Source organism: Paenibacillus sp. FSL R10-2748, from assembly GCF_038005565.1.
In the GTDB taxonomy this organism is placed as follows: Bacteria; Bacillota; Bacilli; order Paenibacillales; family Paenibacillaceae; genus Paenibacillus; species Paenibacillus polymyxa_B.
The window spans coordinates 218391-235717 of the sequence record NZ_JBBOTK010000007.1 but is presented as its reverse complement, the minus strand read 5'-3'; the positions used below and the strand labels follow the sequence as shown (position 1 = coordinate 235717).

The 17327-nt window shown below is 39.9% G+C and carries 14 protein-coding genes and 1 pseudogene; 4 read left to right on the top strand and 11 right to left on the bottom strand.

What is annotated here, in order from left to right; all coding sequences use genetic code 11:
• Positions 1 to 248 precede the first annotated feature (248 nt).
• Positions 249 to 1704: pseudogene (locus tag NSS66_RS20865) on the top strand (DHA2 family efflux MFS transporter permease subunit).
• Between the two features lie 318 nt (positions 1705 to 2022).
• Here NSS66_RS20865 and NSS66_RS20860 read toward each other — a convergent pair.
• From NSS66_RS20860 to NSS66_RS20825, 8 genes are all read right to left on the bottom strand, one after another.
• Positions 2023 to 3285 (bottom strand): acyl-CoA dehydrogenase family protein, encoded by a 1263-nt coding sequence (locus NSS66_RS20860; RefSeq protein WP_076265078.1) that lies wholly within the window; start codon positions 3283 to 3285, stop codon positions 2023 to 2025.
• A gap of 150 nt (positions 3286 to 3435) precedes the next feature.
• The gene (locus NSS66_RS20855) at positions 3436 to 3825 is read right to left on the bottom strand and encodes a DUF1064 domain-containing protein (RefSeq protein WP_076265079.1); all 390 of its coding nucleotides are present in this window, start codon (positions 3823 to 3825) and stop codon (positions 3436 to 3438) included.
• A gap of 140 nt (positions 3826 to 3965) precedes the next feature.
• Positions 3966 to 5375, bottom strand: coding sequence for a DHA2 family efflux MFS transporter permease subunit (locus NSS66_RS20850; RefSeq protein ID WP_081326325.1), 1410 nt, complete (start codon positions 5373 to 5375; stop codon positions 3966 to 3968).
• Between the two features lie 472 nt (positions 5376 to 5847).
• Entirely contained in the window at positions 5848 to 6075 is a 228-nt protein-coding gene (locus NSS66_RS20845; RefSeq protein ID WP_226887817.1) for an FtsX-like permease family protein, read from the bottom strand.
• A 581-nt stretch (positions 6076 to 6656) separates the two neighbouring features.
• Positions 6657 to 9314, bottom strand: coding sequence for an ABC transporter permease (locus NSS66_RS20840; protein WP_340959685.1), 2658 nt, complete (start codon positions 9312 to 9314; stop codon positions 6657 to 6659).
• Positions 9311 to 9997 (bottom strand): ABC transporter ATP-binding protein, encoded by a 687-nt coding sequence (locus NSS66_RS20835; protein WP_028541247.1) that lies wholly within the window; start codon positions 9995 to 9997, stop codon positions 9311 to 9313. Before NSS66_RS20835 ends, NSS66_RS20840 begins: the two co-directional genes overlap by 4 nt.
• An 87-nt stretch (positions 9998 to 10084) precedes the next feature.
• The gene (locus tag NSS66_RS20830; protein ID WP_023988688.1) at positions 10085 to 11344 is read right to left on the bottom strand and encodes a HAMP domain-containing sensor histidine kinase; all 1260 of its coding nucleotides are present in this window, start codon (positions 11342 to 11344) and stop codon (positions 10085 to 10087) included.
• A 3-nt stretch (positions 11345 to 11347) separates the two neighbouring features.
• Positions 11348 to 12043 carry a response regulator transcription factor gene (locus NSS66_RS20825; RefSeq protein ID WP_023988687.1) on the bottom strand — a complete coding sequence of 232 codons (696 nt, stop codon included), beginning with the start codon at positions 12041 to 12043 and terminating at the stop codon, positions 11348 to 11350.
• Positions 12044 to 12517: 474 nt separating this feature from the next.
• Between NSS66_RS20825 and NSS66_RS20820 the strand changes: the two genes are divergently transcribed.
• Both NSS66_RS20820 and NSS66_RS20815 read left to right on the top strand, forming a co-directional pair.
• On the top strand, positions 12518 to 13426 hold the full coding sequence (locus tag NSS66_RS20820) for an arginase family protein (RefSeq protein ID WP_034095032.1): 909 nt from the start codon (positions 12518 to 12520) through the stop codon (positions 13424 to 13426).
• Between the two features lie 113 nt (positions 13427 to 13539).
• Positions 13540 to 14163, top strand: coding sequence for a TetR family transcriptional regulator (locus NSS66_RS20815; protein ID WP_028541249.1), 624 nt, complete (start codon positions 13540 to 13542; stop codon positions 14161 to 14163).
• 79 nt (positions 14164 to 14242) lie between these two features.
• On the opposite strand, the gene NSS66_RS20810 is transcribed toward NSS66_RS20815, so the two are convergent.
• Both NSS66_RS20810 and NSS66_RS20805 read right to left on the bottom strand, forming a co-directional pair.
• Entirely contained in the window at positions 14243 to 14962 is a 720-nt protein-coding gene (locus NSS66_RS20810) for a DsbA family oxidoreductase (RefSeq protein WP_028541250.1), read from the bottom strand.
• 43 nt (positions 14963 to 15005) lie between these two features.
• Entirely contained in the window at positions 15006 to 15653 is a 648-nt protein-coding gene (locus tag NSS66_RS20805) for an NAD(P)-dependent oxidoreductase (RefSeq protein ID WP_340959683.1), read from the bottom strand.
• A 219-nt stretch (positions 15654 to 15872) separates the two neighbouring features.
• Here NSS66_RS20805 and NSS66_RS20800 point away from each other — a divergent pair, with 219 nt between their 5' ends.
• A complete protein-coding gene (locus tag NSS66_RS20800; protein WP_176716834.1) occupies positions 15873 to 16442 on the top strand; it encodes a TetR/AcrR family transcriptional regulator in 570 nt (189 codons plus the stop codon).
• Positions 16443 to 16705: 263 nt separating this feature from the next.
• Here the strand turns inward: NSS66_RS20800 and NSS66_RS20795 are convergent, their stop codons facing one another.
• The gene (locus tag NSS66_RS20795) at positions 16706 to 17224 is read right to left on the bottom strand and encodes a helix-turn-helix domain-containing protein (protein WP_053325477.1); all 519 of its coding nucleotides are present in this window, start codon (positions 17222 to 17224) and stop codon (positions 16706 to 16708) included.
• Positions 17225 to 17327 lie beyond the last annotated feature (103 nt).

Below are 17327 nucleotides of genomic sequence, written 5' to 3'. Positions count from 1 at the left end.
AGCTGAGCTATAAATGCATTCAAATCAAGTTCTGTTCTTCTCGGATGTCATATCATAATCCTCCTTGGTATGTATTAAAAAGCTATTAATTTCATCGGAACCCTGCTGTTCATTTTGTATTGTGAGATCAATATTTCATCTTTTAAGAATTTCAGTATAATGATTATTTTTTTCGAAAACTTGCATGATTATCCTCAAATGTATATCTAGTCTACATTTGTAGACGATGTGAAAAGGGAGAATACTTAATGAGTACCGCCGGTGTCGTTATTTCAAGCAGCAAGATCGATTTATACAAAATCAAAAGAACTCCGATATTGGTAGCATTAGTTATAGGTGCTTTTATAGCAATTCTTAGTGAAACTTTGTTAAGCAATGCATTGCCTGAACTGATGCAGGAATTTGGAGTGACAGCTTCAACCATTCAATGGCTTACTACCGCTTATATGCTTGTCGTCGGCGTACTAGTTCCAGTACAGCGGTGATGCAGCAATGGATATCAACCAAGCAGTTATTTACAGCGGCAATGGTTACGTTTCTTGCTGGAACCTTGATTGCGGCATTTGCTCCAACATTCAGTTTTCTACTCACAGGTAGGATTGTACAGGCATTTGGTACGGGGCTTATGATGCCTCTGATGATGAATACGATATTGATTATCTTCCCGCCGGAAAAACGCGGTGCTGCAATGGGCCTGATGGGTCTAGTGATCATGTCTGCCCCAGCACTTGGACCTACGCTTTCAGGTGTTATTATCGATTCATTAAACTGGCGCTGGTTATTCTACATCCTCATTCCCTTGGCTATGATTTCTATTTTTGTAGGAGTGAAATACCTGACCAATGTTATGGAAATCACCAAGCCCAAGATTGATATTCTATCCATCATTTTATCTACACTCGGCTTTGGTGGCATTGTTTATAGTTTCAGTAAATCCGGTGATCTTGGATGGTCAAATCCGGAAGTTTACTGGACGCTAGTGTTGCTTGTTTGTCATTGGCGTGGTTTATCTTCAGACAACTAAGGATCAAAAATCCGATTCTTAATTTGCGCACCTTTAAGTACCCTATATTTGCCTTGATGGTTGTGCTGATGATCACCATGATGATGAGTATGTTCTCCACGATGGCACTACTGCCTATGTATTTGCAGGGAGTATTACTACTTACAGCCTTTAAATCAGGTATTATTATGCTTCCTGGTAGTATTATAAACAGTTTGATGGGACCTATTTCCGGAAAACTGTTTGATATTTTCGGGTCGCGGGTCGTCATTGTTCCATGAGTGGTCATCGTTGCATTTGCAATGTGGATGTTTACAGGAATTGATGCTTCGACTACCACAACGTATATTATCCTAATGCATTCTATATTCTTAGTGGGAGTATCCCTTGTGTTGATGCCAGTGTAAACCCCTGGACTGAACAGTTACCCAAAGAATTATATCCTCACTGTACGCCATTTGCTGCAAATGGCAGGGGCCTTAGGTACCGCTTTGCTTATCAGCAAAATGTTTTCGGCTCAAAGCAAGTGTTTGGCCGATTCTGCAGAGATAGTTGCTTTTTCGGTTGCATGCTTGTAAGGAGTCTATGCACTGGGACTCATACTTTCAGTAATATCCATTATAGTAGAACTCTTCATCATACGTTTTAGGAAGCAAAGTACAATTACTATTCAAGAGAAACTGCACCCCAGTTTCTCTTGAATAGTAATAATCACATAACTTAGTATCATAACCAATTTCACAATTTTGAGTTTAACTTAGTATTTTTTAAGCGCTTCAGAATTAATCTCGAAATTCATTTATTATTTTTGTGGTATATGTTTTAGGAACAGCAACGTCTTTCATTTTCTTTACCGTGTTGTGAAGTAAAGAATGATGGATTTAACTTTACCTTTATTCTAGGAACAATGTGACAATATTTTACCAGACAATATACAAATAAGAAGCTACTGATCTGGGAAATCAGTGGCTTCTTATTCATGTAATAGACTTATTCTGACTTAGCTTGTCGTTAGTTCCTTATACTAGCTCCTTTTTATGAGTATCTCTTATTACATGTGTACTGCTTAGCGTTACAATATGCTGTGGTTCCAGCCCTAGAAGCACTCTTCCGTACAGTTCCATGCAAGTAGAAGCTGTGGTAAACGCATGATTAGCCCCACCACGAATATCGCGGAATATTTGGGATAGTCGGTTCGAATCCAGTATTACACTTCCGCCGCTTTCGACCACTAACATTTCAACGGCTTCCCAACATAACATTGCCGCATATCCAATATCCGTTTGAACCCGCGCGAAGTTTTGTTGATCTAGGAGCTCACAGTTCTTTTCATAAGTCTCTAGAATTTCAACGGATCGATGGATATGAAGATGAGCAGATTCGATCTTCATGGCTGCCAGTCCTACCTTGTACTGGATATGTCCAATTTCTGCCTGGGATTTGTGGATTGTCATGGCTATTCCCTTATGGGGTGCCTTTTCAACAAAGTGTTCCAACGCTCCTCTTGCAAGTCCCAGAATTGTGCTAATTCCTGTTGTGAGACTGGTTATCAAAAATAAATAAGGTTTGAATCTGTCTTCGCCTTTTAGATGCTGCAGCATGCTTTCATCAACTTGCTCTGCATCCTCATAAGCGACAAACTCATCAGAAATAAAAACATCATTCATTTCCAAACTGTTACTTGCCGATCCTTTTAGGCTCATCGTGTGCCAATCATCAATAATTTTAATTTCATCCATGGGAACAACAGCAAGCTGCATTTTGGGATCTTGCTGCATTCCACTCGCATCCTTTAAATTTAACAATGCATGTGTTGCATGCTTAGACCCGGAACCAAAGGCCCAACGACCATACTCAACCAGATAACCTCCCTCAACTTTCCTCACCGCTGTTTTGATGGCTTGAAGTACCGAGCAGAATCTCACTTCGTTGACTTGATTGAAGATTTTACTTACCACATTTGAGGGTAGTAGCTGGGATGCACTATAGTTATTTCCATTTAAATTTTGAATCACCCATCCAACAGAACCATTGCCTTTCGCAACTTCAGAGACAATTTCAATCATTGCCCTTATGCTAACTTCAAATCCACCATATTTCTTCGGTGTTCTGAGCTTAAAAAGTCCTGCACTTGAAAGCTTTTCGATAACTTCTTCCGGTATGTGCATGTTTTTATCAATTTCCGTACCATATTCCTTTAAGAATGGAACTAATTCCGTAGCATTCTGAAGAAGTTTTTGCTCTTCATTGGTAAGTGAAATTACTTTACTTAGGTTTGACATTCCAAACACTCTCCTCTTTACACGTATTAGATTTTAATATGGATCATGATATAAAAGACTCTTAAACTATTCTTATATCGATACAATTCAATTTCGGGTTATTCATCCTCGCGCTATATCTCATCATCATGTACCTCAATAAACTTCTAGTTATTTGGAAGACAGTACTTTAAAATAAAAAATATGACGACGAAGAGGATAATCTCGTTGCATTATTTTGATCATCCGTCCTTTAACCTCAACGATTTCAACAGAACCATCTTTGTGTTCCATGTAGAAATCAGGTGTATACACACGTTTTTTATACTTCTTGCCACAGTGTTCCACAGCCTGCATGATCTCAAAGGTTTTATGAAGCTCTAGCTTATGAAGGTAACCTGCAATAATTAAAGGAACAACCCGCTTATTATAGAAGCGCTCCTCCGCTTGGCTATCAAATGTAAGACGTTGAGTAGGTAAAGGCTCCCGAGGCGGTTCTCGAATTTTCACATGAGGGTTCGATGTAAGGAATTCTATGAGATCGGCTTCAGACATATGCATAGACTCACCTCTTCTTCATTTGCGATGTTCACCCTCCAACAAATGAAATAGAAGAGCGAATAGATAATCGTAAATAATCTATTCGCTCTTACACCTTTTAATAAATCTGTGGTTGAATCAACAATGCTTCTTGAGAAGCATTATGACCAATCGGAGTCTCCTGACCACTTTTGGACTTTCACTCGTCTAACAAATACGCCAAGAACAAGGCCGGCAAGGGCAACAAACATCACGAAGAATAATGCGTTCTGCATACCAGCCGTCAAAGCCAATGTTGCATTAGCCGGGTTTGAAGGATCAGCAACATTGTTCATAAAGTCTCCTACTCCGCTTGTCATGACACTAACCGCCATAGCAATCCCGATCGCTCCTGCAATTTGCTGCAGCGTGTTCATAATAGCCGTACCATCCGGGTACATCTCAGCAGGTAGCTGATTCAGACCATTCGTCTGAGCAGGCATCCACACCATAATAATTCCAACCATCAGACAGGTATGCAAGACGACAATCAATGCGATTGACGATGCAACCGTAATATCAGAATAGAACCATAGGGTGGCCGCAGTTAGAATTAGACCAGGAACTACCAAAAACTTAGGTCCGAATTTGTCAAAGAGCGACCCAACAACAGGAGAAAGCACAGCTGAAATGATGCTGCCTGGAAGAAGAGTCAATCCAGCTGTCAAAGCACTTAATTCAAGAACACGAATCAAAAACATAGGAAGAACAAACATCGCTGCAAGATCAACACTCATACAAATGAATACTAGCGCCGTACCGATGGCAAACATCGGGTTTTTAAGTGTTCTTACGTTCATAAGAGGTTCTTTCATGTTCAGTTGTCGAATGACAAATAGTATCAATGCAACAACACCGGCGATCAGAGATACAATGACTACAGGGTTACCCCAGCCATGATCTCCTTCTCCAGCAGTACTAATACCGTAAACCAATCCGCCAAAACCAATTGTCGACAAAACCAGAGAGTAAATATCAATACGTGGTTTAGTTATTGGTGCTACATTTTTTATAAATGTAACGCCTATCACCAAAGCAACCACCAGAGTCATTAACGATACCCAGAATATCCAGTGCCAGCTCAGATTATCAATCAATAGACCTGAGGTGGTTGGACCTAAAGCAGGTCCCGCTGTGAACACAAGAGTGACCAGCCCCATCGCTTTTCCGCGTTTCTCGGCTGGGAATATAATGAGAGCAGTATTAAACATCAAAGGAAAGAGCAGGGCTGCTCCAGCAGCTTGAAGTATCCTTCCTAATAGCAATATATCGAAACTTCCCGCCATAGCACCTATTGCTGACCCTACGATTGAAATAATGACTGATGTCAGGAAAAGTTGCCTCGTTGTAAACCACTGTATCAATAATCCTGAAAGGGGAACTAAAATTCCCAGTGTGAGTAAATAACCACTTGATAACCACTGGACCGTGGACTCCGTAATTGCAAACTGATTAATTAAATCGCTGATAGCGATATTAATTGCTGTTTCATTAAACGTACCTATGATACCTGCAAGCATTAATGCGAACATTATGGGTAAAACTTTAACATTTGGGACCTTTTGCTCTTCTGAAATAGTTCCTGATTGCAAAACCTTCACTCCTCTGTGTCTTTCTAATTTTCACTGCATAGCATAAACAAAGCATTACAGAATACCTTTACTTAGAAATAATGTTTACCCGAACCGCGATGACAGGTAGCGCATTGTGTTATGTGTATATGTAAACCTCCTCTTGCATACTTATCTCATTCTCTCTCCAAATCTGTAGAGGAGAACTTTCAACTTTTTGATAATAACACACGCATGTCAAGTCCCCCCCTAAACCAAAGGAAAAGTCAACCCCCTTTTTTTTGAATCTCTAAAACAAAAAAAGCCGCGATCTATGCGACTTTCTAAGTGATAATCTATTTTATAGTTATCTACGTTTCCTTTCTCAAAGCCTCAACGATACTCGTTTGATTTAATCGATACATCGGCCAAGCTGTAGCAACGAGCGTTGTTGCTATGGCACCTGCACAAGCAAGAACAATGCTGCCCCTAGAATCGTCCAACCTACATCGACAGCACCTTTGAAGAGACGATGTATACCATAGCTCAATACTGTTCCGAGTATACTACCGTATACCGCAGCGTATAGGCCGTAAAATACGCCTTCCAACAGAATCATTTTCTTTACATTACGTTGTGTCATGCCGAGGGCTTTAAGAACTGCAAATTCTTTGGTACGCAGAATGACATTGTGCTGACGGTGTTCAGTATATTCAGGAATGCAATCAGGACAATGACACCAATAAATCCATATAAAAAGATCCTGGCGGTTGTCGCGTCGTTCTTGGCTTGAGCAAGTTGCTCCACTTTATCTGTTTAACTGTACCCCTTCTATAATTTTATTCTAATACACGTTATTAATGGGGAAACGTTCCTACAATTGATTTTCTTTGTCACCTCTCCGTTTACCCGTGTTTCCAAAGTATAAGCTACAAGATAGAAACTTTGCTTAGATAATTATCTAATCCGCAATGACAAAATGTTCTTGTCCCGCGACAAATGTCTACATCACTTTGGGCACACTATTTTACGTAATTACATATGAGAATATAGTTACATTATTTTTGGATCAATCTACTAGTAAGGATTTTATATCATTAGTTATATCAGATGTTAGCAGCTCATAGCCGTACCGTCCCCCGCTGAATCACTACTGAAATATTTAAAGAACGATTTAACAGGCACCCCATATGATTAAAGGGTGCCTGTTTTAAATTCATTATTTTTAGCTGGCTTTGTGTTACACTTTTTAACCAACCGATCCTAGTTCTCACTCCGGAGAGCATCTACGATACTAACTTTATTCAACCTGTACATCGGCCCAATCGTTGCGACGATCGTCGTAATCATCGAACCTGCGAAAGCGATGCCGATACTGTACCACGGGAACACCCAATCTGCATCCAAAGCACTCGCAAAGAGAACTTGTATTCCATAATTCAGCGTCGTCCCTAGGATAATTCCGATCACGGCGGCAAATAGTCCATAAAATACGCCTTCTAAAATAATCATTTTTCTCACTTCCTTCTGGGTCATGCCGATGGCCTTGAGGGTTGCAAATTCTTTCGTACGAAGAATTAGATTCGTACTTACTGTATTTACAATGTTCAAGAAAGCAATTAGAACAATGACACCGATAAAACCGTAAAGCAAGATACTAAAAGTCTTTGCATCGTTTTTAGCTTGAGCGACCTCTGCCACTCGATCATGGTAGTTAAAACCAGCGTTTTTATCAGTTAATGATTTAAGATAGTCCGTTATAGGATGATTTGATATATCGGGATTAGCGAGGATAAATATTCTGGAATAAGTGTCGCTACCCATAATCTTGGAGTATACTTTCGGCGTCGTAATAAATGAAAGATCTTGACCTGTACTATATTTCTTCGATAACAAATCTTGATCGACAATTCCGACCACAGTCACGGTTTGATATTCATTATGATTTCCGTCAATTGTTCGGATTTTGATGTGATCTCCAACCTTAAATTGGGTTTGATCGAGAATTAGTCGTTTGCCTTCTTCTGTCATCATCATTATTTTTTGTAGGACGATAACGCCATTCTCTTGGTTCATTTTCTCTTTGTCAATCTTCCCGGCCGTGAGTTTGGATTGCAGAGCATCCAAGCCATTGTCTCCGTAGGACACAAGGAAATTATTATCTGTTCGATACCCTTCCCCTTCGGAAACGATGTATCGATCCTTATGAAATCCATAATATTTGGGATTGATCTTATCCTTAGGGATGATTGCATCTACTTGATTCCTGTAAAATTTGTAGGCTTGTTGAACAGCATCAAGCTTAGAAACATTCCGATACACAGTATCGTCTATTCGACTTGAAGGACCATCATAGGAAAGCGAATAAGAATACTGCGCACCCGAGAGCTGTGTTATTTGCTGCATGAAATCAACCAAACCACTAAAGACAATAAATAAAATAATACTAATAATCATGGAAAAGGCTGTAATCCGGAAACGTTTCTTGTTCCGTTGCAAGTTTCTGCTTGCGAACTGCCCTACGACGCCAAACAGCCTTTTAACAAACAGAGACTTTTTGACCTTTGTGATATTTTCAACCTTCGAGCTTCCCGCATTTTTCAGCGCTTCAAGAGGATATACGCGAGCTGCTTGTTTTGCTGGTCCAATAGCGGAAAGGTATACGCTCAGCAAGCCCAATAAACCGGCAGAGATTAGAATCGGTAGGGAAATGACCATTCTCATATCATTTAAGAAACCTAACGTTAACAAGCTGATATTGTAAAACAATACCTTCATAAAAAGGGTTCCTGTGAGAATCCCGATGGGTATGCCGATCAAGCTTATCAGGGTTGCTTCTTGCATCACAATTTTGCGAATTTGGGCTGGTGTAGCTCCAATGCATCTTAACATACCGAATTGTGAAATCCGCTCCAGTACAGAAATATGAAAAATATTATAAATCATTGCAATCGTACAAATCATTATAATCGCAATGACAGCAGCGAAAGTTAGGATTAAGCTGTTATTCACACCTTCATAAATGCTTTTGCCATACAATTTAAGCAGTTCATTATTGTACTCAATTCTTACATTTTCAATAAAGTTATCCCTATCCAGTTGCATAGCGGAACCTTGTTCGACATTACTCAGCTGTAAAGAGGACATCAAGGCTTCCGTCTTTTCTTTGATGTTCTTCAAAGATTTCATTTTGACGTAAATAAAGTAATTTTTGTAGTTATCGATACTCTTGTTATCATTGAAAGTAATTGCAGGAAAGATGTATCCGGAAGACCAATTCTCTTTGCTTGACGGCTTCATAAAGCCTACAACAGTATATTCTCTTTGGGATTGAGCTTGGAAGGCTTCGTCAAGATCCCAACCATAATCGCCAAGTCCGTTAATCTTTTTGTCTTCACCAGTTGACGCCACCTTCCGGATTCCAAGGTTTAGCGTAATTATTTCGCCAAGCTTTGGTTTTTTTAAAAAATAACTCAGACTCGAAGATGAAAGGATAATTTCATTCGAATTTTCCGGGTACCTGCCCGAGTCTAGCTGTGACTGAAGCATGTTCATTGCATTCGCATTATATCCCTTGACATTCAAGTACCGGTAGGGTGCGGCAAACGGATCTTCCTTCTTTTCCTTCTCTTTTGTTTCCCTAAGGACAGCATATCCTTCTCTACTGATGACGCCGGCACTTTTTACGGCTGCATTGTTTTTGACTTTCGGGATTGCTTCTCCTGAAATACCATTGAAAGAGACGTGGTAATCTCCGAAGTCCTGCATGGTTTGTCTGACTGACTTATCCCAATAGCTCATCCCGATTGTTCCAATGGAAGTAAACAGTGTAACCGACAAGATTATACCTAAGATTGTAAGCATCGATCTTTTTTTCTGTCCCTTTAAATATTTTCCAGTAAGATCTGTGTAGCTTTTCAACTTTCACTCACCTCATTTGCCTGTAGAAGGACTCCGTCTTCGATTCTTACGACTCGATCTGCGATTTTAGCAATATTCAAATCGTGCGTGATCATGATTAACGTCTGATTATATTTTTTAACTGAAAACATAAGTAAGTCCATAATATCCCTGCTGTTTTTACTATCCAGATTTCCGGTAGGTTCATCCGCCAAGATAATCGACGGTTTATTAATTAACGCACGGCCAATCGCCGTTCTTTGCTGTTGTCCGCCTGACAATTCGGATGGAAGATGATGTCTCCGCTCGGTCAGACCTAATATACCCATTAATTCCTGAACATAATTTTCATCTACCCTTTTGTTCTCTAATAGCATCGGTAACTTGATATTTTCCTCTGTAGATAGGACCGGGATCAGATTGTATGATTGAAAAATAAATCCAATTTTCCGTCTTCGGAATACAGCGAGCTCCTCTTCACTTCTGGAGTAAAGATCCGTACCATCGATGATGACCTGTCCACTAGCCGGGCGGTCCACTCCACCTAGAAGATGCATTAAGGTACTTTTTCCTGATCCACTGGCTCCTACGATGGCAACAAATTCTCCATGTTGAACAGAGAAATTGACATTTTTTAAAGCTTCAACCTTTGCCTCTGCACTTCCATAGGTTTTACACAAATTAATAGTTTTTAGTATTTCCACCTGTTTACCTCCTGAGCTAATGTTTCACTTTGTATGTTTGTTATTATAAAGATCGAAGCTTACAATAAAGTGAAGAGGAAGCTTACGTTATTGTAAGCTTCCTCCACTATCCCATTTATTAAACGAAACTCTAAATTCTGTTCCTAGCCCTAACTGACTTACAACGGTGATCATACCGCCTTGCTCTTCAATAATGGACTTGGATAAAGACAAGCCAATGCCAAGACTTTGCGGCTTTGTCGTTCTTCTCCCTCTATAGAATCGTTCAAAAATGTGAGGCAAATCTTCTGGGGAAATGCCTTCTCCTTGATCTCGAATGATTACTGTCTGGAATAATGAATTTTTTTCTAAAATAACATCAATTCCTCCCTCTAGTGGCGTATGTTCCAGTGCATTTTTAATCAAGTTAATCAAGGCTTCTGTTAGCCATTCTTCATCCGCCCAAACATACATATCTTCTCCACCATGAATGTGAATCTTCTGCTTCCTTTGCTCGGATAACATTCGCAACGAATGTACAGCATGATCGATCATTTCTCTTACTCGAACGCGTTCTATCAGGAACGTTATTGCTCCGGCTTCGACCCGTGCCAGCTTCAGCAAACTGATAATCAGCCATTCCATTCGCTCTAGTTGTTGACGGCCTCGATCCAGAAATTTCGTTCTCATTTCTTCTTTCATATGAGGATCATTTAGCAAATTTTCATTAAAAACGATGAGGATTGCTAGTGGCGTTTTGAGCTGATGCGAAATATCGGAAAGCAAGTTGCGTAGAAACATTTTCTCTTGCTGGAGTTGCCGAAGACTGTTGTGTAACCTTTCGGCCATCGCGTTAAAGTTTCGTCCTAATGCGCCAAAGTCCCCTTCATCATTCTCCGGAAGCGGTTGATCAAACTGATGTTCAACAACTTGCTCCGCTGCAAAGGTTATGGTTCGAATCTTGTTAAATATTTTGCGGTATTCCCATCCCAATAACAGCAGTAATGGAATACTATAAAGCAAAACCTGAGCCGCCGTTTTCATGGGTAAGGCGTTATCCGAGAGTACAGGTTGATCGTTTACGGGCATATCTTCCTTATATGCATATTGAGCCAGGCTGCGTTTTCCCTCTACGATTTCATTTTCTTGTGCACCCTGAGTGATAAAGTGGATAATTTCATTTTCTAGTTGAGGAGCTTGCTTCAAAACATAACCAATCAATGCAGCATTTTGATTAACCACGGCCTTATTGATCTGACTGACTTGATAACTCATATAAAAGAATATGATTACCGCTAACATAACTTGTAATACGATCGCTTTAACAGTAATAGACTTCCACTCTGGATTACGGACGAATTCATTCATGGTTTATCTCCCTACAATATCTGCATTCCATTTATATCCGACTCCTCGAACGGTAATGATGTATCTCGGTACTGCAGGAACATCCTCGATCTTCTCTCTTAACCTTCTGATATGAACTGAAAGGGTGTTGTTATCAATGAATTCTCCTGACATATCCCACAGACTGTTAAGGATGATACTTCTGCTGCAAATTTGCTTGGGGTGAGTCATTAACATCAATAGCAATCGATATTCCAGCCCCGTCAATAAAAGTTCCTGATTGTTTTTAAGAACAATTCCTTCTAGAACTCGAACTTCAATATCGTCGGATATCCATCTATTCGGTTCATCCTTGGGCTTATGATTGCGCCTTAATACGGCTTTCATTCTAGAGAGAAGTTCTTTGGTACGGAGCGGTTTGGTCATATAATCATCTGCTCCCAAATCAAGACCAGCAACAACATTTGTCTCCTCATCCAAAGCTGTCAAAAAAATGATGGGAACCTGGGATAATGCACGGATTTCCCTACACAGGTCATACCCTGAACCATCAGGTAAATTTATATCCAACAAAATTAAATCGACGTCGTCTGTCTTTAATGCCTTTCTGGCTTCTTCCAAGCTACCCGCAAGAACAACGCCATATCCTTCACTTGTTAAAGTATATTCAATACCGAACACCAAATTATCATCATCTTCAACCAGTAAAATTCGATTCATTGAGCACCTCAGTTTAATTCAAGAAAGTTTTTAAAATGCTTACTTATTATCGTACATAATTCCATTTAATTCCACTTTTCAAATAAATGGCGGCGGTAAAACTACACCGTTTTTCCACTGTATCATGAAAGATATTTTTCACAAAGCTGTTTAGTGGAAAATTTATTAAAGATAACTCTGGTTCACCCATTAAACGTCACAAAAAATCATCAACCAATGTGGAATAATTTTTAAGTTGAGAAAGCCTATTTCTAAGCCACAAAAGACATGTAGGTGTCGGGCCATTTTCTTCACATTCTGTGCAATGGCCGTCATCAACGCCTGCCTTTTATAAGCTCAATGATTGTCATTGTATAATCAGCATAATTTCAAATAGGCATTCCCTGTTATTTAGGGTTTGCAATATAAAAAGTAATCTTGTATCATTTTCAGTGAATGAACGATCACTAACTTAAATAAAAGGAGAAATATCTTATGAATGAAATGGATACAAGCCGTACACTGCGTTTGTTATTCCCTCAATGGCAAGGAGGGAACAACCCTCCTTACGTTCTGGGAGCTCACTTGTTAAACTGGCTTGCTCCCAAGTCTAATGGTCCTTTTGAAGAAGTACCCGTCGATCTGAACCCTAATGTAGAAAAAGAACAAGGTATAATTGCCAAAAGTACCGTATTGCAACAAGCTAGATCAGCCAAAAGTCTAATTCATAAACATAACCCTGAACGTATCGTTGTCCTTGGAGGGGATTGCAGTGTAGAACTTGCTCCTTTTTCTTATTTGAATGAGAAATATGATGGAGATGTTGCTCTGTTATGGGTAGATGCTCACCCTGATGTCTCGATCCCTGAAGACTTTGAAAATCATCATGCTCATGTTCTTGCCAATTTGCTTGGGGTAGGTGATCAGGAATTTGTTGCAGAGGTGCCCCATCTTTTTAAACCTGAACAAATCCTATATGTAGGATTGAACGACATGATCGATGCTCTTCACTCAGAGCCCATGAAAAACATGAAATTAGATATTGTAGGTCCCGATGAAATTAAGCAGGATAGTTCTAAAGTGCTCCAATGGCTAGCTGAGAAAAAACCGTCCAAGATTATTATTCATTTTGATCTGGATGTTCTGGATATGAAAGAATTCCGTTCTCTTCTGGTTGCTTATCCGGGAACATACGAAGAATACACCAAGAGCTTCCCACAAGGATCAAGTATGGAAACCATTATCCGAGTTTTGCAAGATGTAGCCAAATCCTATGATGTAGTCGGTCTAGGGATCACTGAACATTTCCCTTGGGACTCTTATTTCTTGGCGAACATGTTGTCTCGTTTACCTCTGCTTGGAGATATTGATAATAAAGAGCGTCCAGTCTTTAATACACTTTAATCCAAATGCAGACTATGGTAATGTACATGGTATGATGGATGTACATTATTTCGCGAAACAAGGAGGTTGCAGGGATAAGAGCCAAGAAGGTATCCCTGTACATTTGAAGTACAATGAATAACTCTGAACCGCCTAAATCGAAACGAATGAAACAAAAAGACGATAGCAGACGCTTGCTCATCGAGGCTGCTGTTCGATGTTTTTCACGCAATGGATTTCACAAAACAGGCATTGTCGAAATTGCAAAAGAAGCAGGAATGAGTGCAGGGAATCTGTACCGCCACTTTCCAAGTAAAGATGCATTTATTATTGCACTGGTGGAAGAAGAACAGCGCCATGCCTTGGCCAAAATGGAATTTAAAGAAACCGAAAAAGATCCTCTCGGACAGATTCTGACGATTATAACTAGTTGTGTCAGTAATCCCGTATATCCTATGGACCAGAGATTATGGATCGAAATTTTGGCTGAAGCTTCACGCAATAAGGGCGTGCGACATGTCTTCAATCAAAGTGATATCATCATGCGTGAATCATTCAAAAATCTGCTTACAAGTGCTATTCATGAAAAACAAGTAGATCCAGATTATGATGTGGAGACCCTTTCTCTCTGGTTGTATGCGCTGATTGACGGCCTTATTGCACGTACAGCCACTGACGAACATTTCAGTTTTGATCACCATATGAGTCAATTCAATCAACTGATTCGCCAAGCTTTAAAACCCAAAGAGCTCCAATAAAAGAAACAGCGGTAGCTATGGACGAGAAAATAAAGTCCTAGACTGCCGCTGTTTTACGATTACTTTAATGGCGCCTCCGTCAGCTGTTTTTTGGCGTACAATAACCATCCTCGCAAACATTGCCTGATTCTTGGTTTAGAGTCGTATCTAACGTCATCAGCGGATGTTCCTCGTCCCATACTTTTTGCAGCGTCTCCAGAAACACTTCACTTGATTGTGCGCCTGAAATCGCATATTTGCGGTTGATGACAAAGAAAGGTACACCTGTAGCTCCAAGGCTGCTTGCTTCACGCCCATCTGCACGAACTTCATCCACATATTGCGTGCTTTCCAGCACGTTGAGCGTTTTCTCGCGATCCATACCAGCTTCCGCCGCTATGTCAGCCAGTGTGTCCGCGTCACCGATATGCTTGGAATCTGTGAAATATGCTTTATACAGAAGCTCCAACACTTCCGCACTCTTGCCATAGGTACCCGCAAACTTGATCAATCGATGCGCATCGAGCGAATGAGTAGGGATTATTCGGTCAAATTGAAAATCCACTCCATCACCCTTCGCTTGTTGGGCAAATTGTTTATGCATGGCCTTGGCTTCTTCTCTGCTGCCACCATGCTTTGAAACATACAAGTCGTGTACATCGTAAGCTGGGTATTTCTCGGCATAAGGATCTAGCTGGAAGCTCCGGTACTCCACATTCACTTTATCTTTGGATGCAAACAGCCCCAGCCCGTCCTCGAAACGCTGTTTTCCGATATAACAAAATGGGCAGCCAATATCCGACCAAATCTCTACTTTCATTTCGTTCCTCTCCCTTCACTTGATAAACAGATCGAATCCTTTCTCAACTGTTGTATACAATCGGCATTTGATGAATTAAGGATGGCTCGGAAGCTGCATGATACATAAATTTAGCGATATTTTCTCGGGATACCCCCATTTTGGCTGGCTGATCGCCTAGCGAGTAAGCATAATGAACGTTTTCCTTATGCCTTACATTTGGATTAATAATCCGAACTACTGTCCAGTCTAAAGAAGATCGCTTGATGATTTCCTCAAGCTTTTTCATTTCGTAATAACCATTCGGAAACATCACCTTGGCCATAATTCCCGGTACAATTGTGGCAATCGAATTCCGATCTTTATCAGATTTCAAGGTTGGAGTAGCAAGTGTAATGAGTCGTTTCTTATTCAACTTTCTCATCGCATTTACCATAACCTCATGACCATCCGCAACAGGGGTACCTTTTAATTTTCTGGACGTATCAAGTGCGGGTCCCAATGTGCTAATGACGACATCGGCATTCGACAGTGCTTGTTCCACCAAGTCTTGATTAGATAATTGACCCTCGACAACATTTAGCTTCTCATGTTTCTGTCCAATTTTCCCCGCATTTCTAGCATAAAGGGTAACGTTATCCCCGTTTTGAATTGCTACCTCAGTCAAAATTTTCCCAATTGCACCACTACCACCAAAAAGCGTTATGTTCATTAGTCGATCACCTCGATATTTTATTGTTAGATTGCTCTTTTGACCCAATGAACATTTAGGCTACAGCAAAACTTTATCGAACTTTTGTTGAATATATAACGTCCGTTGGTTATTATTATATGGATTATGTTGATTTCTTCAATCGCTAAAAAAGTGATTTTTGTTTTATATTCAACGGATTCGAATAATTTGTTAAATATCTTCTGGAGGCTATACATTATGGGAGTTAAAATCGATCGTAGAATCCTAAAAACAAAGGCAGCCATATTTAATGCATTTATAGGTTTGATCTCGGAGAAGGATTTTGAAGAAATAACTATTAATGAGATTGCGGATCGAGCGAATGTTAACAGGGGAACCATTTATTTTCACTACACCGATAAATACGATCTTCTTAACAAATGCATCGATGAGCATTTGAGCAGAATGATCTCCGTTTGCATCTCAACCGATCCAAATCAGGAAAAGGTTGATTTTATTCATTCTTTGTTACCTGTTTTTCAATACTTTGAGCAGAACCATACGTTTTTCGCTTCCATGCTTTCGAATAAAGGAATCCCTGCATTTCGGGAGCATATGTTAGAGATCGTGACGGGGAACATAAAAGACCAAGTCAATATGGAGGACCTTAATAAGGGGTATGACAAGCTATTGATCACACACTTTATGGCCTTTGCATTCATTGGGGTAATCGAATGGTGGATTATAAATAACATGCCACATTCACCGAAATACATGGCCGAACAGGTATGGGGATTGTTTAAAAGGAATCAGGTGTACCCTTCATAAGCGAGATAACCCGTTCTTTAACTTAAAGATTAGCGAAAACAAGTTATTTGAGAACATCATGTATTACACGATGTTCTCAACGAGTATGAAAAATGAGGTATCACAATTCTGCATAGTTACTAATCGTCCTTCTTCTTAATTAGACCCCCAAAGAATACTTTATTTTCCTTGAACACCTATATGCTTAATGAAATATGTTAGAGGACCCATGCCGAATCCTAAGCTTGGCGACCCTTTTCCTCAAATACTTTTTTGAAAACGAACTATCTTGATGCTTGGCGTTCATTTCTTATCTTTTGTCTATACATCCCTGGAGCCAAACCAAAATGTTTGCGGAATAGTTTAGATAGATGTGCTGTATCCTGATACCCCACATACTCAGCGATCCAGTTGATGGTGTGATCGCTATTTAGCAGCCAGTGTCGTACCTCCTGAAGTCTAATATGTGTAATGTATTCTTTAAACCCACAATCGGTCTTCTGCTTAAACCACTGACTGAAATAGACTGGATTCAAATGGACTTCAGAAGATACCTCCTCCAACGTTAATGATCTTCTAAAGTGACAGTTTATATAATGTAAAACGCGTTGCACCGCAGGTTCCCCAGCTGTATTGATAAGTCTATCCAAAAGATCAGGTATTTCTGTCATACTTAGAAGCCAATCCGTATCCCCATGCAACTGATTCACAGTAATGACTTTAGCTCCTGCGTAATTCTTTGTGATCAGCTCCTTCACTTCCATGAAATCATTCTCGTCTATTTGTATAAGAAGAACACTCATGAGCTCCTTCCCCCTTTTATGCTCGAAGTATACGAATAGATTTTATGGAATAAAACATACCGTGAAACAGTACACATTCCAAACAATACTTGATTTACACCAT